The organism is Streptomyces sp. NPDC090127 (assembly GCF_044746945.1).
Classification (GTDB): domain Bacteria; phylum Actinomycetota; class Actinomycetes; order Streptomycetales; family Streptomycetaceae; genus Streptomyces.
On the sequence record NZ_JBIVDE010000005.1, the window covers coordinates 53,204 to 74,993 of the forward strand.

Annotated in this window: 21 protein-coding genes, 3 tRNA genes and 1 pseudogene; 13 read left to right on the forward strand and 12 right to left on the reverse strand. The window is 71.1% G+C overall.

The annotated features are described in order from the left end of the window. Positions 1-170: 170 nt before the first annotated feature. Positions 171-1,046, reverse strand: a complete 876-nt coding sequence (locus ACIPPS_RS19080; RefSeq protein WP_401433251.1) for a hypothetical protein — start codon at positions 1,044-1,046, stop codon at positions 171-173. Positions 1,047-1,205: 159 nt separating this feature from the next. Here ACIPPS_RS19080 and ACIPPS_RS19085 point away from each other — a divergent pair, with 159 nt between their 5' ends. Then, positions 1,206-2,300, forward strand: a complete 1,095-nt coding sequence (locus ACIPPS_RS19085) for a Leu/Phe/Val dehydrogenase (protein ID WP_401433253.1) — start codon at positions 1,206-1,208, stop codon at positions 2,298-2,300. 357 nt (positions 2,301-2,657) lie between these two features. Then, positions 2,658-2,915 (forward strand): DUF3073 domain-containing protein, encoded by a 258-nt coding sequence (locus tag ACIPPS_RS19090; RefSeq protein WP_401433256.1) that lies wholly within the window; start codon positions 2,658-2,660, stop codon positions 2,913-2,915. A 141-nt stretch (positions 2,916-3,056) separates the two neighbouring features. Here the strand turns inward: ACIPPS_RS19090 and purM are convergent, their stop codons facing one another. After that, positions 3,057-4,124: a phosphoribosylformylglycinamidine cyclo-ligase gene (gene purM / locus ACIPPS_RS19095; protein WP_401433261.1), complete on the reverse strand. Its 1,068-nt coding sequence runs from the start codon at positions 4,122-4,124 to the stop codon at positions 3,057-3,059. Positions 4,125-4,169: 45 nt separating this feature from the next. Beyond that, a complete protein-coding gene (gene purF / locus ACIPPS_RS19100) occupies positions 4,170-5,696 on the reverse strand; it encodes an amidophosphoribosyltransferase (protein WP_401433263.1) in 1,527 nt (508 codons plus the stop codon). A 423-nt stretch (positions 5,697-6,119) separates the two neighbouring features. Between purF and ACIPPS_RS19105 the strand changes: the two genes are divergently transcribed. Then, complete coding sequence (locus tag ACIPPS_RS19105; RefSeq protein WP_385143774.1) at positions 6,120-6,212, forward strand: putative leader peptide; 93 nt, start codon at positions 6,120-6,122, stop codon at positions 6,210-6,212. Between the two features lie 169 nt (positions 6,213-6,381). Next, complete coding sequence (locus tag ACIPPS_RS19110) at positions 6,382-7,824, forward strand: sulfatase (RefSeq protein ID WP_401433266.1); 1,443 nt, start codon at positions 6,382-6,384, stop codon at positions 7,822-7,824. A 33-nt stretch (positions 7,825-7,857) separates the two neighbouring features. Here ACIPPS_RS19110 and ACIPPS_RS19115 read toward each other — a convergent pair whose 3' ends face one another. Further along, positions 7,858-8,715 carry an META domain-containing protein gene (locus ACIPPS_RS19115; protein ID WP_401433268.1) on the reverse strand — a complete coding sequence of 286 codons (858 nt, stop codon included), beginning with the start codon at positions 8,713-8,715 and terminating at the stop codon, positions 7,858-7,860. 74 nt (positions 8,716-8,789) lie between these two features. Next, entirely contained in the window at positions 8,790-9,578 is a 789-nt protein-coding gene (locus ACIPPS_RS19120; protein ID WP_401433271.1) for a sterol carrier family protein, read from the reverse strand. A gap of 72 nt (positions 9,579-9,650) precedes the next feature. Here ACIPPS_RS19120 and ACIPPS_RS19125 point away from each other — a divergent pair, with 72 nt between their 5' ends. Continuing rightward, positions 9,651-10,055, forward strand: coding sequence for a nuclear transport factor 2 family protein (locus ACIPPS_RS19125; protein WP_401433273.1), 405 nt, complete (start codon positions 9,651-9,653; stop codon positions 10,053-10,055). On the opposite strand, the gene ACIPPS_RS19130 is transcribed toward ACIPPS_RS19125, so the two are convergent. From ACIPPS_RS19130 to purS, 5 genes and pseudogenes are all read right to left on the reverse strand, one after another. Next, a complete protein-coding gene (locus ACIPPS_RS19130) occupies positions 10,043-10,522 on the reverse strand; it encodes a hypothetical protein (RefSeq protein WP_401434595.1) in 480 nt (159 codons plus the stop codon). The genes ACIPPS_RS19125 and ACIPPS_RS19130 overlap by 13 nt on opposite strands. 31 nt (positions 10,523-10,553) lie before the next feature. Further along, positions 10,554-10,835 (reverse strand): annotated as a pseudogene (locus ACIPPS_RS19135) (ArsR/SmtB family transcription factor); the annotation flags it as partial. 69 nt (positions 10,836-10,904) lie between these two features. Next, on the reverse strand, positions 10,905-13,154 hold the full coding sequence (gene purL / locus ACIPPS_RS19140; RefSeq protein ID WP_401433275.1) for a phosphoribosylformylglycinamidine synthase subunit PurL: 2,250 nt from the start codon (positions 13,152-13,154) through the stop codon (positions 10,905-10,907). Beyond that, a complete protein-coding gene (gene purQ, locus ACIPPS_RS19145; RefSeq protein WP_401433277.1) occupies positions 13,154-13,861 on the reverse strand; it encodes a phosphoribosylformylglycinamidine synthase subunit PurQ in 708 nt (235 codons plus the stop codon). Before purQ ends, purL begins: the two co-directional genes overlap by 1 nt. Before the next feature lie 23 nt (positions 13,862-13,884). Then, the gene (purS, locus tag ACIPPS_RS19150; RefSeq protein ID WP_260230829.1) at positions 13,885-14,154 is read right to left on the reverse strand and encodes a phosphoribosylformylglycinamidine synthase subunit PurS; all 270 of its coding nucleotides are present in this window, start codon (positions 14,152-14,154) and stop codon (positions 13,885-13,887) included. A gap of 322 nt (positions 14,155-14,476) precedes the next feature. Between purS and ACIPPS_RS19155 the strand changes: the two genes are divergently transcribed. From ACIPPS_RS19155 to ACIPPS_RS19190, 8 genes are all read left to right on the forward strand, one after another. Then, a complete protein-coding gene (locus ACIPPS_RS19155; RefSeq protein ID WP_401433280.1) occupies positions 14,477-14,830 on the forward strand; it encodes an Lsr2 family protein in 354 nt (117 codons plus the stop codon). A 112-nt stretch (positions 14,831-14,942) separates the two neighbouring features. After that, a tRNA-Gly gene (locus ACIPPS_RS19160) sits at positions 14,943-15,014 on the forward strand. An 80-nt stretch (positions 15,015-15,094) separates the two neighbouring features. Continuing rightward, a tRNA-Gly gene (locus tag ACIPPS_RS19165) sits at positions 15,095-15,167 on the forward strand. A gap of 140 nt (positions 15,168-15,307) precedes the next feature. Further along, the gene (locus ACIPPS_RS19170; protein ID WP_401433283.1) at positions 15,308-16,375 is read left to right on the forward strand and encodes an ABC transporter ATP-binding protein; all 1,068 of its coding nucleotides are present in this window, start codon (positions 15,308-15,310) and stop codon (positions 16,373-16,375) included. After that, positions 16,372-17,136, forward strand: coding sequence for an ABC transporter permease (locus tag ACIPPS_RS19175; RefSeq protein ID WP_401433286.1), 765 nt, complete (start codon positions 16,372-16,374; stop codon positions 17,134-17,136). The genes ACIPPS_RS19170 and ACIPPS_RS19175 overlap by 4 nt, the downstream gene beginning before the upstream one ends. 17 nt (positions 17,137-17,153) lie before the next feature. After that, positions 17,154-18,386: a sensor histidine kinase gene (locus ACIPPS_RS19180; protein ID WP_401433289.1), complete on the forward strand. Its 1,233-nt coding sequence runs from the start codon at positions 17,154-17,156 to the stop codon at positions 18,384-18,386. Positions 18,387-18,541: 155 nt separating this feature from the next. Next, positions 18,542-19,138, forward strand: a complete 597-nt coding sequence (locus ACIPPS_RS19185) for a response regulator (RefSeq protein WP_401433291.1) — start codon at positions 18,542-18,544, stop codon at positions 19,136-19,138. Positions 19,139-19,160: 22 nt separating this feature from the next. Further along, a tRNA-Gly gene (locus ACIPPS_RS19190) sits at positions 19,161-19,236 on the forward strand. Between the two features lie 56 nt (positions 19,237-19,292). Here the strand turns inward: ACIPPS_RS19190 and ACIPPS_RS19195 are convergent. Further along, complete coding sequence (locus ACIPPS_RS19195) at positions 19,293-20,204, reverse strand: phosphoribosylaminoimidazolesuccinocarboxamide synthase (RefSeq protein ID WP_401433294.1); 912 nt, start codon at positions 20,202-20,204, stop codon at positions 19,293-19,295. 106 nt (positions 20,205-20,310) lie between these two features. Continuing rightward, on the reverse strand, positions 20,311-21,771 hold the full coding sequence (locus ACIPPS_RS19200; protein WP_401433296.1) for a N,N-dimethylformamidase beta subunit family domain-containing protein: 1,461 nt from the start codon (positions 21,769-21,771) through the stop codon (positions 20,311-20,313). Positions 21,772-21,790 lie beyond the last annotated feature (19 nt).

Sequence of the window (21,790 nt, forward strand, 5' to 3'; positions counted from 1 at the left end):
CCTTGTCCTATTTTGGCACGAGGGAGGGTGAAGGACGCAAGGGCGCAGTAAGTGCTATCCGTCACGCTTGAGCCAAAGGCCCGGATCGGGACCTACGTCCCGGGCGGGAACGCACGTACGTCACATCGTTCAAAGATCATTTACATCAGGTCGGCATGTCCTGTCGATGGTCAGTTCGCGAACTGCAGGTTGCGGATCTCCCGCCAGCGCTCCGCGAGCCGGCCGTACGCCTCGCTCGCCGCGTCCCCGTCGCCCTCCCGCAGCGCCGCGATCCCCTCCGCGACATCGGCCACCGACCGGTCCGCCGCGAGCCGCTCCGGCGACAGCGCGTGCACCAGGCCGCCGTAGTCCAGCTCCACGAGCGCCCGCGGATGGAACTCCTCCAGCCACCGGCCCACCTCGATCAGCCCCTCGGTCAGGGGCCCCTCGTCGACCGACTCCCGCAGCGCCCGCAGCGCCCGCGCGAGCCGCCGCCGCGCCTGCGCCATCGGCGTCCGGTACCGGAAGACCGGCAGCTCGCCCTTGGCCCGGTCCCCGGGCACGTACTCCCGCTCCTCGTCCGCGAAGAGCGTGAACCAGCGCACCGGGACCTGCCAGACCGCCGTACGGATCCACGGGCGGGCGTCCGGGTTCCGCTCCCGCCAGCGCTCGTGGTCCGCCGCCACCTGGGCGCGCACCACCGGCGGCAACATCGCGTCGAGCACCGGCCCCGGCAGCGGCGGCCGCCCCGGATCGCCGTTCCACGCCCGCCCCAGCTCCTCCATGGCCAGCCAGCCCCGCATCCGGGTCCGCCACGGGCAGACCACGACCACCCCGTCCACCTCCGCCACGAAGGCGTCGCCGCTCTCGTGGACCGGCACCGGGACCGGCGGCATCGGCAGCAAGTCCGCCAGCGAGCGGCGCAGTTCGTCCTGGGCGCCCGGGGTGTCGGCACGGCGGGCGTACTGCGCCCAGTGCCCCCGTTCGGGCTCCGGGAAGGCCCCCAGGGGCTCGTAGACCCGCAGATAGGAGGCGTACGGGACGAGGACCGAAGAGGCGACCGACATGTCGCGATCCTTCCACGGAGCTACTCCGGGAGGGGGTGATCCTGGGCACTGGGGCGGATCTACGCGCGCGTAGGACTTACTCTCTTGCCGAACCGGTCCCGCCACCACCCGCATGGGGGGACCGGCGAAACCGCCGCTTCGTACTTGGGAGTCACCACCGTGACCGATGTGACCGGCGTTCCTGCTGCTGACGTACTGCACACTCTGTTCCGTTCGGAGCAGGGTGGCCACGAGCAAGTCGTGCTCTGCCAGGACCGCGCCTCCGGCCTCAAGGCCGTCATCGCCCTCCACTCCACCGCCCTGGGCCCCGCCCTCGGCGGCACCCGGTTCTACCCGTACGCCTCCGAGGCCGAAGCCGTCACCGACGCGCTGAACCTCGCCCGGGGCATGTCCTACAAGAACGCCATGGCCGGGCTCGACCACGGCGGCGGCAAGGCCGTGATCATCGGCGACCCCGAGAAGATCAAGACCGAAGAGCTGCTGCTCGCCTACGGCCGCATGGTCGCCTCCCTCGGCGGCCGCTACGTCACGGCCTGCGACGTCGGCACCTACGTCGCCGACATGGACGTCGTCGCCCGGACGAACCAGTGGACCACCGGCCGCTCCCCCGAGAACGGCGGCGCCGGCGACTCCTCGGTCCTCACCGCCTTCGGCGTCTTCCAGGGCATGCGCGCCTCCGCCCAGGCCCTCTGGGGCGACCCCACGCTGCGCGACCGCAAGGTCGGCGTCGCGGGCGTCGGCAAGGTCGGCCACTACCTCGTCGAGCACCTGCTCACCGACGGCGCCCAGGTGTACATCACCGATGTGCGCGAGGAGTCGGTGCGCCGGATCACCGAGAAGTTCCCGCAGGTCACGGTGGTCGCGGACACGGACGCCCTGATCCGCGTCGAGGGCCTGGACATCTACGCCCCCTGCGCGCTGGGCGGGGTCCTGAGCGAGGAGACCGTTCCGTTCCTCACCGCGAGCATCGTCTGCGGCGCCGCCAACAACCAGCTCGCCCACCCGGGCATCGAGAAGGACCTCGTGGAGCGCGGGATCCTCTACGCGCCGGACTACGTGGTGAACGCCGGTGGCGTGATCCAGGTCGCCGACGAGCTGCACGGCTTCGACTTCGACCGGTGCAAGGCGAAGGCCACGAAGATCTTCGACACCACGCTGGAGATCTTCGCGCGTGCGAAGGCGGACGGCATCCCGCCGGCCGCGGCCGCCGACCGGATCGCCGAGCAGCGGATGGCGGACGCCCGCCGCGGCTGACCATGGCCGATTCTTGACGGACCGGCCCGCGGACCGGCTGTGGACCCCTCGCAGCCCGCCTGCGGGCCGCTCTCGATTGGGGTGAACCTTGTAGGTTCACCCCAATCGAGAGATGACTCACCCTGGTCGGCGGGTCGGCCCTCAAGAAGAGGTTAAAATCGCGATTGACCAGCGAGGACAGGGCACCTCGATGGTTCTGTACCGGGGCATGTGATGCGTGCGGCGTACCGTATGGCCACGGAAGCAGGTACCGTTGAAGCCCTACGGACCGGTCTCTCCACCGAGAGCCCGTTCCGAATCATGAACGCGTGTCAAGACTCTGGGGCCGCCGAGCCCCGTCACCGAGGGGGTCGAGCCATGGGGCGCGGCCGGGCAAAGGCCAAGCAGACCAAGGTCGCCCGCCAGCTGAAGTACAGCAGCGGCGGGACTGACCTGTCGCGTCTGGCCAACGAGCTGGGCGCTTCGACTTCGAACCAGCCGCCGAATGGCGAGCCGTTCGAGGACGACGACGAGGAAGACGACCCGTACGCGCAGTACGCGGATCTCTACAACACGGACGACGAGGACGAGGACGACGAGTCCGGTCCCGATGCGTCGTCCCGGCGTCGCGCTTGACCTCTTAACAAGAGCGCTGCTCAACACCGAACCCGGTCCGGATACCCGGACCGGGTTTCTGTGCGTTCGCGGGACGGCCGACGAGGGCCGGCGGATACGCCGGGTGGGCGGGCCCGGAGGCCCGCCCACCCGATCAGGCCATCAGACCGCGTAGTCGCCGACGAGCTCGGCGCCCGTCGTGTGCGCACCGCGCTCGGTGATCTCGCCCGTCACCCAGGCCTCGACGCCCCGGTCCTCCAGCGTCGCCAGGACCACGTCCACGGACTCGGGCGGAACGACGGCCATCATGCCGACGCCCATGTTCAGGGTCTTCTCCAGCTCCAGGCGCTCGACGGCTCCGGCCTTGCCGACCAGGTCGAAGATCGCGCCCGGGGCCCAGGTCGAACGGTCGACCGTGGCGTGCAGGCCGTCCGGGATCACCCGCGCCAGGTTGGCGGCCAGGCCGCCGCCCGTGATGTGGCTGAAGGCGTGCACCTCGGCGGTCCGGGTGACCGCCAGGCAGTCCAGCGAGTAGATCTTCGTCGGCTCCAGCAGCTCCTCACCCAGGGTCCGGCCGAGCTCCTCGACGCGCTGGTCGAGGCTCATACCTGCGCGGTCGAAGAGGACGTGCCGGACGAGCGAGTACCCGTTGGAGTGAAGGCCGGAGGACGCCATGGCGATGACGGCGTCACCCGTACGGATGCGATCGGGGCCGAGCAGACGGTCCGCCTCCACCACGCCCGTACCGGCGCCGGCGACGTCGAAGTCGTCCGGGCCGAGCAGGCCGGGGTGCTCGGCGGTCTCGCCGCCGACGAGGGCGGTGCCGGCGAGGACGCAGCCCTCGGCGATGCCCTTGACGATCGCGGCGACCCGCTCGGGGTGCACCTTGCCGACACAGATGTAGTCGGTCATGAAGAGCGGCTCCGCGCCGCAGACGACGATGTCGTCCATGACCATCGCGACCAGGTCGTGACCGATGGTGTCGTAGACGCCCATCTGGCGTGCGATGTCGACCTTCGTCCCGACACCGTCGGTGGCGGAGGCGAGCAGCGGCCGCTCGTAGCGCTTGAGGGCGGAGGCGTCGAAGAGGCCGGCGAAGCCGCCGAGGCCCCCGAGGACCTCGGGGCGCTGCGTCTTCTTCACCCACTCCTTCATGAGCTCGACGGCGCGGTCGCCCGCTTCGATGTCGACGCCCGCGGACGCGTAGCTGGCACCGGTGGTCTGAGACATGGGTTCAGAGCTTTCGTGTCGTACTGCGGGGTGTGCAGCGGGGTCTTACGGGCGGCGCAGCGCGTCGGCTGCCGCGGTGGCGGCGGGGCCGGCGGCCAGCTCCGTCTCCAGGAGCTGCTTGCCGAGCAGCTCGGGGTCCGGAAGCTCCATCGGGTACTCGCCGTCGAAGCAGGCGCGGCAGAGGTTCGGCTTGGCGATGGTGGTCGCCTCGATCATCCCGTCGATGGAGATGTACGAGAGCGAGTCCGCGCCGAGCGACTTGCCGATCTCGTCGACCGACATGCCGTTGGCGATCAGCTCCGCACGGGTGGCGAAGTCGATGCCGAAGAAGCAGGGCCACTTCACGGGCGGGGAGGAGATCCGGATGTGGACCTCGGCGGCGCCCGCCTCGCGGAGCATCCGGACGAGGGCGCGCTGGGTGTTGCCGCGGACGATCGAGTCGTCGACGACCACGAGCTTCTTCCCCTTGATGACTTCCTTGAGGGGGTTCAGCTTCAGCCGGATGCCCAGCTGGCGGATGGTCTGGGACGGCTGGATGAAGGTACGGCCCACATAGGCGTTCTTCACCAGGCCGGCGCCGAAGGGGATACCGGAGGCCTCGGCGTAGCCGATCGCGGCCGGCGTGCCGGACTCCGGCGTCGCTATGACCAGATCGGCCTCGACGGGCGCCTCCTTGGCGAGGCGGCGGCCCATCTCGACGCGCGAGAGGTAGACGTTGCGGCCGGCGATGTCCGTGTCCGGGCGGGCCAGGTACACGTACTCGAAGACGCAGCCCTTGGGCTTCGCTTCCGCGAAGCGCGAGGTGCGGATGCCGTTCTCGTCGATCGCGATCAGCTCGCCCGGCTCGACCTCGCGGACGTAGCTGGCGCCGCAGATGTCGAGGGCGGCGGACTCCGACGCGACGACCCAGCCGCGCTCCAGTCGGCCGAGGACCAGCGGGCGGATGCCCTGCGGGTCGCGGGCCGCGTAGAGGGTGTGTTCGTCCATGAAGACGAGGGAGAAGGCACCCCGGACCTCGGGGAGGATCTTCGCGGCGCCCTGCTCGATGGTGAGCGGCTTGCCGTCCTCGTCGACCTGCGCGGCGAGGAGCGCCGTGAGCAGGTCGGTGTCGTTGGTGGCCGCGACGCGGGTGGTGCGGCCTTCCTGCTTGGGAAGGTCGGCGACCATCTCGGCGAGACGGGCCGTGTTCACCAGGTTGCCGTTGTGGCCGAGCGCGATCGAGCCGTGGGCGGTGGCCCGGAACGTCGGCTGCGCGTTCTCCCACACGGAGGCGCCGGTGGTCGAGTAGCGGGCGTGACCGACCGCGATATGACCCTGGAGGGAACCGAGAGAGGTCTCGTCGAAGACCTGGGACACCAGGCCCATGTCCTTGAAGACGAGGATCTGGGAGCCGTTGCTGACCGCGATACCCGCGGATTCCTGGCCCCGATGCTGGAGGGCGTAGAGCCCGAAGTACGTGAGCTTTGCGACCTCTTCACCCGGAGCCCAGACACCGAAGACGCCGCAAGCGTCCTGGGGGCCCTTCTCGCCGGGAAGCAGATCGTGATTGAGTCGACCGTCACCACGTGGCACGTTCCCGAGTGTAGGGGAGGTCGACCACTGGTCCGAATTGGGGAATTGCGAGGGGTCTCGTATTCGTGTGATCGTACGAGATGATCCACAACCCCTCGTCGGGACGTCCGTGAGGTGCCCGGGACCCAAGGGGGAGACGGGCTCCGGGGGATCGACGCCGACGCCCGGGCGAGGGCCTACCAGCGGGTAGGGAGGGGCCGGGAAGGCTCTGGATGTGACGGAGTTCGCAGGGATTGGGCCTCCGGGGAGCGCCGAAGCGGCGCGAAGGGGGCGGTGGGGACGCATGCGGGACGGACGCCGGGCGGGTGCGTCCGGACGTGCGTCCGGACGTGCGTCCGGAACTGCGGGCCCGCTCGCGGTCCGCGTCCACGGGGCGGGACGGGCGTTGACAGGGGCATGAGCCTTCGGCCAGCATCCAGCCTCATGCAGCCTGTGCGTGACCGCTCGGTCACCCTCGTGGCGCGCCGACACGTCGACCTGGTCCGTGTCGCCGGCGCGCTCTGTCGCTGCGCCTAGCCACACCACCGGTCCGACCCTCCGCGCCCGCCGCCCCTGATCACCGGGGTACGGGCGCCCCTTCCCGAGCCACGGCCCGGCCCCTGCGCGGGCCGCACCGCCCCACTGCCGTGCGCCCTCGCGCGCCCGCTCGGCCTTCACGCACCCCCGCACCTTCCGAGGAGCCCCCATGCCCACGCCCAAGATCCCCCTGTCCCGACGCGCCTTCGGCGGGGCCGCCGTCGGGGCGGCCGCCGTCACCTCGCTCGGCTCCGGAACGCCGGCCGCGCAGGCGGCGACCGCGCACGCCGAGGCCGGGCAGCCCGGAGAGCGGCCGTTCCGCGCCGCCCACGGCCGGAGCTCCCGGCGGCCGAACATCCTGTTCATCCTCGGCGACGACCTCGGCTGGGCCGATCTATCCTCGTACGGCTCGACCCACATCCGTACCCCGAACCTCGACCGGCTCGCCCGCGACGGCGTCCGCTTCACCGACGCCTACTCCGGCTCGGCCACCTGCTCGCCGACCCGGTTCAGTCTCTACACCGGCCGCTTCCCCGGCCGTACGAAGGGCGGGCTCGCCGAGCCGATCGCCGACAAGTCGGTCGGCCTGGACCCCACGCACCCCACGCTCGCCTCACGGCTGCGCGAGGTCGGCTACGCCACCGCGCTCATCGGCAAGTGGCACTGCGGCTACCTGCCCGACTACTCGCCCACCCGGTCCGGCTGGGACGAGTTCTTCGGCAACTTCGGCGGCGCCCTGGAGTACTACTCCAAGCTCGGCCTCGGCGGCGAGTACGACCTCTACGAGGGTGACGCGCCCTACAAGGACCTCCGCTACTACACCCGCATCCTGACCGAGCGGGCGAGCGAGTACGTGTCCCGGGACCACGACCGGCCCTGGCTGCTCAACCTGAACTTCACCACCCCGCACTGGCCGTGGATAGCCGACGGCGACGAGGAGACGAGCGCCGAGATCGTCCGGCGGATCAAGGCCGGCGACCGGAGCGCGCTCTGGCACCAGGACGGCGGCTCCATCGAGAAGTACAAGGAGATGGTCGAGGACCTCGACCGTTCGGTCGGCAAGGTCCTCACCGCGCTGAAGCGGTCCGGGCGGGAGCGCGACACCCTCGTCTTCTTCGCCAGCGACAACGGCGGCGAGCGCTTCTCCTACAACTGGCCGCTGGCCGGCAACAAGGGCTCGCTCCAGGAGGGCGGCATCCGCGTCCCGTCGATCCTGCGCTGGCCGGCCCGGATCGACGGCGGCCAGGTCAGCGACCTGCCCGTCTACACGCCCGACTGGACCGCGACCCTCCTCGAACTGGCCGGCGCCCGCCCCCACCCTGCGTACCCGCTGGACGGCACCAGCCTCGCCGGGCACCTGCTGCGGGGCGAGGAGGTCGCCGAGCGGGACCTCTTCTGGCGGGTGCGGGGCGAGCGGGCGCTGCGCCGCGGCGAGTGGAAGTACTACCGCGGCACCAGCGGCCGCGACCAGCTCTTCCACCTCACCGAGGACGTCCGCGAACAGGCCGACCGGGCGCCGTTCGAGCGGGAGCGGCTGGCCGAACTGCGGGCCGCCTGGGAACGGACGGACGCGGGGCTGCTGCCGTACGGGAGCCAGGGCCGGACGCCCTAGCTTCGGGGCGGTGGGGGCGCCGGATCGGAAGCCCTAGGGCTTCGGGGCGGTGGGCGTCTCCTGCGGCTTCGCGGTCGCGGTGGCCGCGAAGCCCTCGCCGTCGGCGCCCGTGAGGGTGAGGGAGCGGTGACCGAGTTCGTACGAGAGCGGTCCGTCGAGGAGCTCGTGCAGCTTGGTCTCCAGCTGCATCTGCGGGGACGAGCAGATCATCCGCGTGGTCACGACCGGGCCGGTGACGGTGAGGGTCGTGGGGGTGACCTTCGCCGTGGCCGTGAACCGGTTGCAGCCCAGGTTGCCGCGGACCTTGCCGTCCTTGTCGACCACGAAGGTGGCCTTGCCCTCGCTGCCCTTGGGCAGGGAGGCGGCCGTCTGGTCGGAGAGCAGGGAGTCGACGGTCCAGGTGGTGCCCTGGAGGGGCGCGGGCGGTTCGGAGGTCAGCGCGACGACGTTCTTGCCGTCGGGCGAGGTGAGGGTGAGGCGGTCGCCCTCGACCTTGGCCTTCATCGCGCCGGCGAGGGCCTTCTGGAGCACCGCCTCGAAGGCGCCGCGCTCACCGGGGCACGCCATCTCGGTGCCCTGGCCCTGCTTCACGGTCACCGTGTCCCCCTGGACCGACACCTCGGCCCCGAAGCCGTTGCAGCCGCTGTTCCCCGACGCCCTGCCGCTCGCGGCGATCTCGATGTGGGCGCCGTCGGGCGCCCGGCTCTCCTTGCCCGCCACCGTCACGGTCTCGAAGTTCCAGTGCACTCCGGTGACGGGCACGTCGGGGGCGACGGTTCCGGCGCCGGACCCGGAACCGGGGTCGGCGCCGGACTTCTGCGTGCCGCACGCCGAGAGCACGACGAGCGAGGCCAGGACGGCGGTGGCTGCGGTGGTGCGTGTCTTCAGCATGGGGATGGGACGTGCGAACGGTACGGACGGTTCCGCCCCTCCCCCGGGGCACGGACCGAACTCCGCCGCGCCGCTCAGCCCATCAGCGGCAGCAGGGCGGCGAGATCGGCCCGCTCGCCGCTCGCCCCGACGCGCGCGGCCTGCAGCTCCTCGGCCCAGCGCGTCCGGCCGGTCGCGAGCCGGAGCCAGGTCAGCGGGTCGGTCTCCACGACGTTGGGCGGGGTGCCCCGGGTGTGCCGTGGCCCCTCCACGCACTGGACGACCGCGAAGGGCGGGACCCGCACCTCGACCGCCCCGCCCGGCGCCTTCACCGCGAGCGCGTCCGCCAGCAGCCGCGTACAGGCGGCCAGCGCCTGGCGGTCGTACGGGATGTCCAGGCCGGTCGCCGCGTTCAGGTCGTCGGTGTGGACGACGAGTTCGACGGTCCGGGTGACGAGGAAGTCGGCCAGCCGCATGGCGCCGAAGCTGACCGGAAGCAGCCGCTCGTCGGAGGCGTCGGCGATCCGCTCCTCGTACACCTCCAGGGTCCGGGCGTACAGGCCCGGCAGGTCGGAGGCCTCGATCCCGCGGGTGTGCTCGTCGATCCGCCCGGCCCCGGACGCGGTCACGAACGGCCAGTCGAGCAGGGCCAGTTCCTGCTTGGCCGGCTCGGGCTCGGCCAGCAGCCGCGGGACGGAGTCGGCCATCCAGGCGATGTGCGCGGCCAGCTCCCGTACGGTCCACTCCCCCAGCCGCGTCGGCCCGTCGAGCTGCTCCGGGCCGAGCCCCGCCACCGCCTCTCGTACGTTCCGGAACTGGGCGAGCACGGCCGCCCTGATCTTGGCGGAGTCGTAGCTGCGCGTGCGCTTCTTGGCCGGTGGCATGGGGGCGAGGGTAGTCGGAGACTGGAGGGGACGACCATCACCGACCGCACGGACGAGAAGGGCGGAACGACCATGGCCATGCACCCCGACGCGGCCGTGGTGCGCCAGGGCTACGAAGCGTTCGGCAAGGGAGATCTGGCGACCCTCGCCGAGATGATGACGGCCGACTGCACGCACCACGCACCGGGCGAGAGCCAGGTGTCCGGACACTTCAAGGGCCGGGAGAACATCCTGGCCATGTACCAACAGCTGTCCGACCTGTCCCACGGGACCATGCGGGTGGAGCTGGAGGGCGTCGCCGTGGACGGACGCGGACACGCCATGTCCACGCACACCTACTTCGCCGACCGCGGAGACCGCGGCCTGGAGATGAAGGGCGGTCTCTTCTTCACGATCATCGGCGGCAAGATCTCCGACATCGACGAGTGCGTCGCGGACATCGACGAGGCGGACGCCTTCTGGGGTCAGCCGGAGTAGGCGCCGGTGTCTCCCGCGAGGAACGTCTCGCCGTTCTTCGGCACCCCCACGCCCCGCCAGCTGAACGGCACGCCCCGGGCCGTGTCGAGGTCGGGGCCGTCCATCAGCTGGAAGTGCACGTGCGGTTCGGTGGAGTTGCCGGAGTTGCCGCACCGGGCGAGGAGTTGGCCCGCCGTCTGGCCGTACTGGTGCGTTCCGTGGCTGGGTGTCCGGTCCGCCGGGCTGTTCAGCGCCGACCAGCGGCCGGTGACCGGCGGACCCACCTCGACCGGGGGCCGCGAGCCCGCCGCGTCACGCCTGCGGCCCGTCCCGGCCAGCGTGACGCCGACCGCCATCGCGGCGAGCGCGGGCAGCCAGCCCGCCCAGTACGGATAGGGCAGGTCGACGAGGACCGAGGCGAGCGCCTGCACGGCGAACACCAGCCACAGTCCGCGATGGAGCACCGTCGCCGCCTTGCGCGCCATGATCACTTCCCCCTGGACGTCGTGGATGTCGTGGTCAACCACGGGCCGCGGTGAGGACCACCAGGAGCGGGACGACCCGGGCTCCCGGCACCGCGTAGCGGCCGCGTCCCGTGGTGTGGAGCCAGCCCGCGCCGGTCAGTCGGCGCAGGTGGTGGTAGATCTGGCCGGTCGTGCCCAGGTCCGCCGGCTCCGCCAGTTCGGCCGCGGTGCGCCGGCCGCCGAGGATCTCCCGCAGCAGCCGGAGCCGTACGGGATGGCCGAGCGCGGCGAGGGAGTCGGCGGTCTCGGCCCAGTCCGCGTCGAGCAGCCGCTCGGTCGAAGAAGAACGAGAAAACCCCCGCCCGGACCCGAAGGTCCGGACGGGGGCTCCCGTGCTGCTCCGTAATCAGGCCAGCAGGGCCGGGATCGTCGCCTCGTGGGCGGTGCGCAGCTCGCTCAGCGCGATGGCGAACTCGCCCTGCACGTCGATCTCCTCGCCGTCCACGACACCGATCCGCGTCGCCGGGAGACCCCGCGCGCCGCACATGTCGGTGAAGCGGAGCTCCTCGCTGCGCGGGACGGCCACGACCGCGCGCCCGGCCGACTCGCTGAAGAGGAACGTGAACGCGTCCAGACCCTCCGGGACGACCAGCCGCGCGCCGGTGCCGCCCCGCAGGCAGGACTCGACGACCGCCTGGACCAGACCGCCGTCGGACAGGTCGTGCGCCGCGTCGATCATGCCGTCGCGGGAGGCGGAGATCAGGATCTCGCCGAGCAGCTTCTCCCGGTCGAGGTCCACGGCCGGCGGCAGGCCGCCGAGGTGCTGGTGGATCACCTCGGACCAGGCGGAGCCGCCGAACTCCTCACGCGTGTCGCCCAGCAGGTAGAGGAGCTGGCCCTCTTCCGCGAAGGCGATCGGCGTACGGCGGTTGACGTCGTCGATCACACCGAGCACGGCCACGACCGGCGTCGGGTGGATGGCGACCTCGCCGGTCTGGTTGTACAGCGAGACGTTGCCGCCGGTCACCGGGGTGCCGAGCTGGAGGCAGCCGTCCGCGAGACCACGGGTGGCCTCGGCGAACTGCCACATCACGGCCGGGTCCTCGGGCGACCCGAAGTTCAGGCAGTCCGAGATCGCCAGCGGCTTGGCACCGGAGGCGGCGACGTTGCGGTACGCCTCCGCCAGCGCGAGCTGCGCACCCGCGTACGGGTCGAGCTTCGCGTACCGGCCGTTGCCGTCGGTCGCCATGGCGACGCCGAGGTTGGTCTCGTCGTCGATCCGGACCATGCCCGCGTCCTCGGGCTGCGCGAGCACCGTGTTGCCCTGCACGAACCGGTCGTACTGGTCCGTGATCCAGGACTTCGACGCCTGGTTCGGGGACGAGACCAGCTTCAGGACCTGGTCCTTGAGCTCCGCGCCGTCCTGCGGCCGGGGCAGCTTGTTCGCGTCGTCGGCCTGGAGCGCGTCCTGCCACGCGGGGCGCGCGTACGGCCGGTGGTAGACCGGGCCCTCGTGCGCGACCGTGCGCGGCGGCACGTCGACGATCTGCTCGCCGTGCCAGAAGATCTCCAGACGCTCGCCCTCGGTCACCTCACCGATGACGGTGGCGATGACGTCCCACTTCTCGCAGATCTCCAGGAAGCGGTCGACGTGCTCGGGCTCGACGATCGCGCACATGCGCTCCTGCGACTCGCTCATGAGGATCTCCTCGGGCGAGAGCGTCGCGTCGCGCAGGTGGACCCGGTCGAGCTCGACGCGCATGCCGCCGGAGCCGGCGCTCGCCAGCTCGGAGGTGGCGCAGGAGAGACCGGCGCCACCCAGGTCCTGGATGCCCGCGACCAGCTTCTCCTGGAAGATCTCCAGGGTGCACTCGATGAGGAGCTTCTCCTGGAACGGGTCGCCGACCTGGACCGCCGGGCGCTTCGTCGGCTTCGTGTCGTCGAAGGTCTCGGACGCGAGGACCGAGACGCCGCCGATGCCGTCGCCGCCGGTACGGGCGCCGTAGAGGATCACCTTGTTGCCGGGGCCGGAGGCCTTGGCCAGGTGGATGTCCTCGTGCTTCATGACACCGATGCAACCGGCGTTGACCAGCGGGTTGCCCTGGTAGCACGCGTCGAAGACGACCTCGCCGCCGATGTTCGGCAGGCCCAGGCAGTTGCCGTAGCCGCCGATGCCGGCGACGACACCGGGAAGCACGCGCTTGGTGTCGGGGTGGTCGGCCGCGCCGAAGCGCAGCGGGTCGACGACCGCGACCGGGCGGGCCCCCATGGCGAGGATGTCGCGGACGATGCCGCCGACGCCGGTGGCCGCGCCCTGGTAGGGCTCGATGTACGAGGGGTGGTTGTGCGACTCGACCTTGAAGGTGACCGCGTAGCCCTGGCCGACGTCGACGACGCCCGCGTTCTCGCCGATCCCGACGAGCATGGCGTCGTTCTCCGGGACCTTCTCGCCGAACTGCTTCAGGTGGACCTTGCTGCTCTTGTACGAGCAGTGCTCGGACCACATGACGGAGTACATGGCGAGCTCGGCACCCGTGGGGCGGCGGCCGAGGATCTCGCGGATACGCGCGTACTCGTCCTCCTTGAGGCCGAGCTCCTTCCAGGGCTGCTCGCTGTCCGGGGTCCCGGTGGCGTGCTTGACGGTGTCGAGGCTCATCAGGCGTTGACCAGCTTCTTGAGGATCGAGGTGAAGAAACCGAGCCCGTCGGTACGGCCCGTACCGATCAGCGGCTCGACGGCGTGCTCGGGGTGCGGCATGAGGCCGACGACGTTCCCGGCGGCGTTGGTGATGCCCGCGATGTCACGGAGCGAGCCGTTGGGGTTGACGTCGAGGTAGCGGAAGGCCACCCGTCCCTCGGCCTCCAGCTCGTCGAGCACCCGCGCGTCGGCGACGTACCGGCCGTCCATGTTCTTGAGCGGGACCTGGATCTCCTGACCCTGCTCGTAGTCGGACGTCCAGGCGGTGTCCGCGTTCTCCACCCGCAGCTTCTGGTCGCGGCAGATGAAGTGCAGGTGGTTGTTGCGCAGCATCGCGCCCGGCAGCAGGTGGGCCTCGGTGAGGATCTGGAAGCCGTTGCAGATGCCGAGGACGGGCATGCCCGCCTTCGCCTGCTCGATGAGCGGCTCCATCACCGGCGAGAAACGGGAGATGGCTCCGGCCCGCAGGTAGTCGCCGTAGGAGAAGCCACCCGCCAGGACCACGGCGTCGACCTGCTTGAGGTCCCTGTCGCGGTGCCAGAGCGAGACGGGCTCGGCGCCCGCCAGGCGGACGGCGCGCAGCGCGTCCTGGTCGTCCAGCGTTCCGGGGAACGTGACGACGCCGATTCGAGTGTTTCCGCGGCCCGAAGGGCCTCCGTCACGCATGGTGGTGGGTGACGGGCGGGCGGTCACGAGGAAGCCCCGGCGGTCTCCGTGGACTCGACCTTGACGGTGAAGTCCTCGATGACGGTGTTGGCGAGAAAGGTTTCGGCCATCTCATGGATGCGGGCGAGGGCGGCCTCGTCGACCGGTCCCTCCACCTCCAGCTCGAAGCGCTTTCCCTGGCGGACGTCGGCGATTCCCTCGAATCCGAGGCGGGGCAGTGCACGCTGCACGGCCTGGCCCTGGGGGTCGAGGATCTCCGGCTTGAGCATGACGTCGACTACGACGCGTGCCACTGGCACTCCCGGTGGTGTGTTGCGTGGGCGGTTCCCTCAGCGTACCTGTCTCCAAATTCTACGCGAGTAGACAACTGGAGGACCCTACAAAGGCACCCGGAGATCCCCACGGAAAATTCAAGTGAAATATTGCGCGGCCCATTGCGGGAGACACGCTGATGTAATTGGCTGGGCTTCACAATGCGAGGCCTACCGCTGTACAAAGGAATACAGAGGAAAGCAGCATTGCCCCGGGGTAGCCGTAAAGCCGGTGTCGCCGCACGTCAGAGCCGCTTCACACGCCGAGACGATCATGGCACACCGCAGGAAAGGACCGATATCCGTGGCTCAGCGAGTAGTGGTCACTCTCTCCGATGACATCGACGGAGGAGAAGCGGCGGAAACGGTGGCGTTCGGCCTGGACGGGAAGACGTACGAGATCGACCTGAATCCCGCCAATGCAAAGAAACTGCGCAAGGCGCTGGCGCCCTACCTCGCGGCCGGTCGGAAGCTGACGGGTAAGGCCGCCACCGCCCGGGCCGGCGGAGCTCCCGCCACGGTGGCTTCGTACAAGCACACCGCCCTGGCCCCCGACCCGGCGGCGGTCCGCGCCTGGGCGCAGTCCAACAAGATGGACGTGCCCGCCCGCGGCCGCATCCCGAAGCGGGTCTACGAGGCGTTCCGCGAGGCCAGTTGAACCGGCGGCCCGGACGCGCGTCGGCTACCGAGTTGCACTGCACCCCTGTTGATCGGCTAGAGTCTGGATCACGCCGAGGGGCAAGGCCGCAGGGCCGAACCTCACGCAGCGTGCGGGTGTAGTTCAGTAGTAGAACATCCCCCTTCCAGGGGGAAGGCGCAGTGTGCAATTCCTGTCACCCGCTCTGCATCGCATTACCGAGCACTCCGGTGCATCGGGTACAGTGGTGCTCGCACCGCCCAGTGAGAGCTGAGCGGCAGCAATGCGGACGTGGCTCAGTTGGTAGAGCATCACCTTGCCAAGGTGAGGGTCGCGAGTTCGAATCTCGTCGTCCGCTCGTTGATCGAAGGCCCCGGTTCTCACGAACCGGGGCCTTCGTCGTGTCCGCCCATGGCGGGGCCCCGTACTGACATTTGTCATGTGCGGTGATGACAGCACGCACTGCCGACCGCCCCCGTCCGGCGGAAGGCTGAAGCCATGACCAACGTGATCGAGGCCGACGACCTCCGCCGGACCTACTCCGGTGGATTCGCCGCCGTAAACGGGATCTCCCTCGCCGTCCCCCGAGGCGAGATCTTCGCCCTCCTCGGGACCAACGGAGCCGGCAAGACCTCCACGGTCGAGCTCCTGGAGGGCCTCGCCGCGCCCAGCGGCGGCACGGTACGCGTCCTCGGCCACGACCCGTACCGGGAACGGACCGCCGTCCGTCCCCGGATCGGGGTGATGCTCCAGGAGGGCGGCTTCCCGTCCGACCTGACCGTGGCCGAAACCGTACGGATGTGGGCCGGCTGCACCACCGGCGCACGGCCGACCGGCGAAGCCCTCGCGGCCGTCGGGCTCGGCTCGCGCGAGAAGGTGCGGATCAAGCAGCTGTCCGGCGGCGAACGGCGTCGCCTCGACCTCGCTCTCGCGCTCCTCGGCCGTCCCGAGGTCCTCTTCCTCGACGAGCCGACCACGGGACTCGACGCCGAGGGCCGGCGCGACACCTGGGAGCTGGTGCGGGCGCTCCGCGACGAGGGGACGACGGTCGTCCTCACCACGCACTACCTGGAGGAGGCCGAGTCCCTCGCGGACCGGCTCGCGATCATGCACCAGGGGCGCATCGTGCTCTCCGGGACGCCCGCCGAGGTCACCGCGGCCCGACCCTCCCGGATCCGCTTCACCCTCCCCGAGGGCGTCGAGCCGGGCCGGCTCCCGCTCACGTTGAAGGCCGCCGCGCAGGGGCGGCGCGTGGAGATCCGTACGCACGCCCTCCAGGACGCGCTCGGCGAACTCCTCGACTGGGCCCGGGAGACCGACGTACGGCTCGGCGGGCTCGACGCCCGCTCGGCCACTCTCGAAGAGGCCTTCCTCGAGATCGCCTCCCGCACCGACGCCCAGGGCCTGGGCCATGACCTGGGCCTCGACCTGAACACCGGCCTCAACACCGGCCCGAGCACCCGCCTGAACACCGGCCCGAGCACCGGCCCGAGCACCGGCCTGAACACCGACCCGAACGCGGACCCGAACGCGGACCCGAACGTGGACCTGGAGAACGCCCGATGAACGCGACCGCACGCCGGATGACCTCGCTCGGACGGGCCGAACTCACCCTCCTCGGGCGCAACAAGAACAACCTCTTCATCGCGCTCCTCATGCCGCTGCTGATGATCTTCGTGCTGCGGTCCTCGCTCGGGCAGATGAGTACGGACGATCTGCCCGGCGGCATGGCGGGAACCACCCTCATCGGCGGCACCGGGATGGTCCTCGTCCTCGTCGTCTACATGGGCCTGGTCTCCGCCCTCGTCGCCCGGCGCGAAGAACTCGTCCTCAAACGGCTGCGCACCGGCGAGGCGACCGACCTGGAGATCCTCGGCGGCGCCGCGCTCCCGTCCGCCGCCATCGCGCTGGCCCAGTGCGCCGTCCTCACCGTCGGCGGCGCCCTCGCCCTCGACGTACCCGCGCCGCGCAGGCCCGACCTGCTCGTGCTCGGCCTGGTCGCCGCCGTCCTGCTGCTCGCCGGCCTCGCCGCCGCGACCACCGCCCTCACCCGGAACGTGGAGAGCGCCGGCCTCACCACCCTGCCGTTCTTCCTGATCTCCGCCATGGGCTCGGGGCTGATGGTGCCCCGCGACGTCCTGCCGGACCTGGCGGCGAGCCTCACCCAACTGCTGCCGTTCAGCGGGGTCATGGAGTTCGTGCGGGCCGGCTGGCTCGGCGTCGGGGACACCAGGGAGCTGGTGACCGCCGCACTGACCACGCTGGCCTGGGGCGTTCTCACCGTGTTTGCTGTGCGGAAGTGGTTCCGCTGGGAGCCGCGACGCTAGAGAGGGGGCCGGGGCACATGTCCAGGCTGACGGGGTGGTGGAGCGGGCGCGGGAGCGCCGCCAAGGTCGAGCTGTACACCCGGTGGAGCTTCCACTTCTTCATGGTGATCGAGATCGGCGCCATCGGTCTGGTGCCGATCGCGGACTCCGGCCACAACCCGCTCGGCTCCTCCCTCGGCCTCGCCCTGACGCTGCTGGTCTGCGCACACGCCGTGCTGAACGCCGTGCTCTCCTCACGCGCGCTGGACTGGGCCCTGGACCGGCGCGACCGGCCGGTCCGGCTCGCGACCGCCATGGTCGTGCTGACGACGGCGGGTTCGCTCGCCGTGATCGCGCTGCGGGCCACGGGCGCCGTCGAGGACCCGGCGACCGCCGCCGCCCTCGTCACCGGCCTGGTCACCTTCGCCCTCGGCGGCGTGGTGCTCTGCGTACGGCGGCGCCGACGCATGCTGTACATCGTCCCGGCCACCGCGCTCGCGATCGGCGCCGCCGTCGTCGCGACGGGCGCGCACCCCGGCGAGGGCGCCGGCTACGCGGTCGCGATCACCCTGGGCGGGGGCGGCCTCGCCGCCGCCTGCGGGTTCTCCGCCTGGTTGATGAAGATCGTCTGGGAGCTGGAGCGCTCCCGCGACCTGAAGGCCCGGCTCGCCGTCGCCGAGGAGCGGCTCCGCTTCGGCCGCGACCTGCACGACGTCATGGGCCGCAACCTGTCGGTGATCGCCCTCAAGAGCGAGCTCGCCGTTCAGCTCGCGCGGCGCGAACGGCCCGAGGCCGTGGACCAGATGATCGAGGTGCAGCGCATCGCGCAGGAGTCCCAGCGGGAGGTGCGGGACGTGGTGCGGGGATACCGGGAGGCGGACCTGCGCGTCGAGCTGGAGGGCGCGCGCGGGGTGCTCGGGGCCGCAGGCATCGACTGCGCGGTCGACCTGGTGCCGCTGGAACTCCCGGCCGGCGTCCAGTCGGTGCTCGGCTGGGTGGTGCGGGAGACGACGACCAACGTGCTGCGGCACGGGGACGCGCGGAGTTGCGCGATCTCGCTGCGTGAGAAGGACGGTTCGGTGCTGCTGACGGTACGGAACGACGGTGTACGGGAAGGGGCGGTGATGGGGCGTGGTTCGGGCCTCGCGGGACTGCGGGAGCGGCTCGCGACGGTGGACGGGACCCTGGAGGCGGGGCCGGACGACGGCGGTACGTTCCAGGTGACGGCGCTCGTACCGGTCGCGGCGGCGGAGCGGGGGCGGGTGGGATGACCGTACCCGTACCGCCCGAACCGTCCGAACCGCCCGTACCGTCCGAACCGCCGGCACCATCCGAACTGCCCGTTCCATCCGTCACATCTGTTCCATCCGTTACATCTGTTCCATCCGTTCCATCTGTTCCGCCGGAATCACCCCCTTCCGTACGGGTGCTGCTCGCCGACGACGAGCATCTGATCCGGGGCGCGCTCGCCGCGCTGCTCGCGTTGGAGGACGATCTCGTGGTCGTCGCCGAGGCCGCCACCGGGCCGGAGGCGCTCGCCATGGCCCGCGCCCACCGGCCCGATGTCGCCGTCCTCGATCTGCAGATGCCGGGCCTCGACGGTGTGAGGGTCGCCACAGCGCTGCGGGACGAACTGCCCGGCTGCCGCACCATGATCGTGACCAGCCATGGCCGCCCCGGGCACCTCAAGCGGGCCCTCTCGGCCGGCGTGCGGGGCTTCGTGCCGAAGACCGTCAGCGCCCAGCGACTGGCCGAGCTGATCCGTACCGTGCACGCCGGAAACCGGTACGTGGACCCGGAGTTGGCCGCCGACGCGATCGCCGCCGGGGACTCCCCGCTGACCGCGCGCGAGGCCGAGGTGCTGGAAATCGCGGCCGACGGCGCGCCGGTCGCGGAGATCGCCGAGCGGGCCTCGCTCTCGCAGGGGACCGTCCGGAACTACCTCTCCTCGGCCGCCGCGAAGCTCGGTGCCGAGAACCGTCACACGGCGGTGCGTCTCGCCCGCGAGAAAGGTTGGGTATAGTTGGCCCCGCGCTACGGCGCATGCGGACGTGGCTCAGTTGGTAGAGCATCACCTTGCCAAGGTGAGGGTCGCGAGTTCGAATCTCGTCGTCCGCTCCATGAAAGAAGCCCCCAGTCTCTCGGACCGGGGGCTTCTTCGTGTCGTCGGGACCGTCCTACTGCCAGGTGTTGCCGGTCAGCAGCTCGTACGCCTCGATGTACTTGGCGCGGGTCGCGGCCACGATCTCCTGCGGGAGCGCGGGCGGCGGCTGCTCGCTCGCGCGGTCCCAGCCGGAGGCCGGGGAGGTCAGCCAGTCGCGGACGAACTGCTTGTCGTACGAGGGCTGGGCGCGGCCCGGCTCCCACTGCTCGGCCGGCCAGAAGCGGGACGAGTCCGGGGTGAGGACCTCGTCGGCGAGGATCAGCCGCTCACCGTCCTCGGTCGACACGAAGCCGAACTCGAACTTGGTGTCGGCGAGGATGATCCCGCGCTCGCGGGCGATGTCCCGGGCCCGGCCGTAGACGGCGAGGGTCGTCTGGCGCAGCAGCGCGGCGGTCTCCGCGCCGACCTGGCGGGCGACCTCCTCGTACGACACGTTCTCGTCGTGGTCGCCGACGGCGGCCTTGGTGGCCGGGGTGAAGATCGGCGCGGGCAGCTCGGAGCCGTCGCTGAGCCCCTCGGGAAGCCCGATGCCGCAGACCGTGCGGGACTCGTTGTACTCGACCAGGCCGGAGCCGGTCAGATAGCCGCGGGCCACGCACTCGACCGGGACCATCGCCAGGGACTGGCAGACGAGGGTGCGGCCCGCCCAGTCGGCGGGGGCGCCGGCCGGGACGTCGGTGGAGATGACGTGGTTGGGGGCGAGGTCGGCGAGCCGGTCGAACCACCACAGGGAGAGCTGGGTGAGCACCCGCCCCTTGTCGGGGATCTCGGTCGGCAGGACCCAGTCGTACGCGGACATGCGGTCACTGGCCACCATCACGAGGTCGCCGGCCTCGTTCTGGTAGAGGTCACGCACCTTGCCCGTGTGGAGGTGGGTCAGGCCCGGGACCTGGACAGGCTCGGGCTTTTCTACGAATCCGGACACGGTTCCTCCGCGTAGGTTGATCCAGGAACGCTTCGATTCTCTCGCACGCGAGCGGATGCGCGACGCGCGGCCCCTCGAACGCCCTGGTCAGTTCCGCTTCCGGCGGTCAGTCCCTCTTACAGATGCGGTCCAGGAGGTTCGCGGTGGCGCGCTGGATCCGGGGGTCGACATGGCCCGGCCGGTCCAGGGCGGGGGACCAGGCGAAGGTGCCCGACGCGAAGACCCACGCCCCGGACGGGGCCCGGTAGAGCGAGGTCTCCTGGTGGCGCAGGGCGCCCTCGCTGTCCCGGTAGGGCGAGTGGGCGAGCAGGATCCTGGCCTCGTGCTCGGGGAGCGCGGTGCGCGGGAAGTAGCGGTCGGCCTCGCCCGCGACCAGCCCGGGGATCTCGTCCCCGTCCCCGGCGCCGGTGGCCTCCCAGAGCCAGTGGTCCGCGTTCCGTACGACCAGCGGGTGCGGCTCGGGCACCCGGCCCGCGTACTGGATGCCGAGCAGCTGCTGCTCCGGGCGGTCGACCTCGCGCCAGAGGGCCGGACGGCCGGGGCCCCGGCGCTTGCGGCAGGTGAGGAGCCGGTCGGGCACCCCGGACGGGGAGGGGCCCAGCTCCACCTGCCAGTACATGGTGTTGGCGGAGAGGAAGACGAGGGAGGTGCCCTGCTCGCGGGCGAGTTCGACGGTCCGGCGCATGGGGACGGACCAGTACTCGTCGTGACCGGGGAAGACCAGGCCCCGGTAGCGGGTCGGGTCGACGCGGCCGGCGTGCAGGTCGCGGGTCTCGGCGTAGGCGAGGTCGTAGCCGTACCGCTCGGCCCAGCGGATGAAGTCGTAGGCGTGGCCCACGTGCAGGGGGAGACCCGCGCCCGCGTAGGGGCGGTCGAAGGAGACCGTGATCGCCGCGTCCTCCTCGCCGAGGAGCCGGCCCTGCTCGTCCCACGCGTGGTAGAGGCTGGCGCCCGTCCGGCCGTCCTCCGGGTAGAGGTTGTACGCCTGCCAGGTGATGTCCGGGAGGACGAGGAGGAGGTCGGCGGGGTGGTCGTCCCGGACGGTGAAGGGGATGTGGGAGCGGTAGCCGTCGGCGGTGGTGAGCACGGCGACGTACGCGCCGATGGACCAGTGCGCCGGGATCTGCAGCCGCCAGGACTGCCACCAGTGGTGGCAGGAGACCGTGCGGTCGGCGGTGAGCGGGGCGGGCTGGACGATGCCGGCGAGGCGGGGGCTGGTGGTGATCTTGGTGGCGCCCTCGCCCGCGTAGTGACCGATCCGGTAGATGTCGACCGAGAACTGCTGCGGCGGGTCCACCGTGATGTGGAAATCGATCGCCTCGCCGGGGGCCACGGCCCCGTTGGAGACGAAGCCCTTGATCTGGCTCCGTACGTCGTCCGCGGTGCGCGGACCTCCGCTGCCGCCGCGGGCCAGCGTCTCGTCGGCGTACCAGGGGACGACCTGGCCGGTGTCGTCGAAGTAGTTCTCCGACCCGCGCAGCCAGGGCAGGGGCCCTTGGCCGAACGGGTCCGTGACGGCGTGGGCGAGCGCGCCCGATTCCCACCGCCTGATCTGATCCGCCCCCATGCCGCGCCCCTCCCTCGAC

Bases quoted from the DNA above. Each gene is read 5' to 3' on its own strand.
- ACIPPS_RS19080 (WP_401433251.1), bottom strand. From the start codon at position 1,046: ATGTCGGTCGCCTCTTCGGTCCTCGTCCCGTACGCCTCCTATCTGCGG.
- ACIPPS_RS19090 (WP_401433256.1), top strand. From the start codon at position 2,658: ATGGGGCGCGGCCGGGCAAAGGCCAAGCAGACCAAGGTCGCCCGCCAG.
- purM (WP_401433261.1), bottom strand. From the start codon at position 4,124: ATGTCTCAGACCACCGGTGCCAGCTACGCGTCCGCGGGCGTCGACATC.
- ACIPPS_RS19105 (WP_385143774.1), top strand. From the start codon at position 6,120: ATGCAGCCTGTGCGTGACCGCTCGGTCACCCTCGTGGCGCGCCGACAC.
- ACIPPS_RS19110 (WP_401433266.1), top strand. From the start codon at position 6,382: ATGCCCACGCCCAAGATCCCCCTGTCCCGACGCGCCTTCGGCGGGGCC.
- ACIPPS_RS19115 (WP_401433268.1), bottom strand. From the start codon at position 8,715: ATGCTGAAGACACGCACCACCGCAGCCACCGCCGTCCTGGCCTCGCTC.
- ACIPPS_RS19120 (WP_401433271.1), bottom strand. From the start codon at position 9,578: ATGCCACCGGCCAAGAAGCGCACGCGCAGCTACGACTCCGCCAAGATC.
- ACIPPS_RS19125 (WP_401433273.1), top strand. From the start codon at position 9,651: ATGGCCATGCACCCCGACGCGGCCGTGGTGCGCCAGGGCTACGAAGCG.
- purL (WP_401433275.1), bottom strand. From the start codon at position 13,154: ATGAGCCTCGACACCGTCAAGCACGCCACCGGGACCCCGGACAGCGAG.
- purQ (WP_401433277.1), bottom strand. From the start codon at position 13,861: ATGCGTGACGGAGGCCCTTCGGGCCGCGGAAACACTCGAATCGGCGTC.
- ACIPPS_RS19170 (WP_401433283.1), top strand. From the start codon at position 15,308: ATGACCAACGTGATCGAGGCCGACGACCTCCGCCGGACCTACTCCGGT.
- ACIPPS_RS19175 (WP_401433286.1), top strand. From the start codon at position 16,372: ATGAACGCGACCGCACGCCGGATGACCTCGCTCGGACGGGCCGAACTC.
- ACIPPS_RS19180 (WP_401433289.1), top strand. From the start codon at position 17,154: ATGTCCAGGCTGACGGGGTGGTGGAGCGGGCGCGGGAGCGCCGCCAAG.
- ACIPPS_RS19200 (WP_401433296.1), bottom strand. From the start codon at position 21,771: ATGGGGGCGGATCAGATCAGGCGGTGGGAATCGGGCGCGCTCGCCCAC.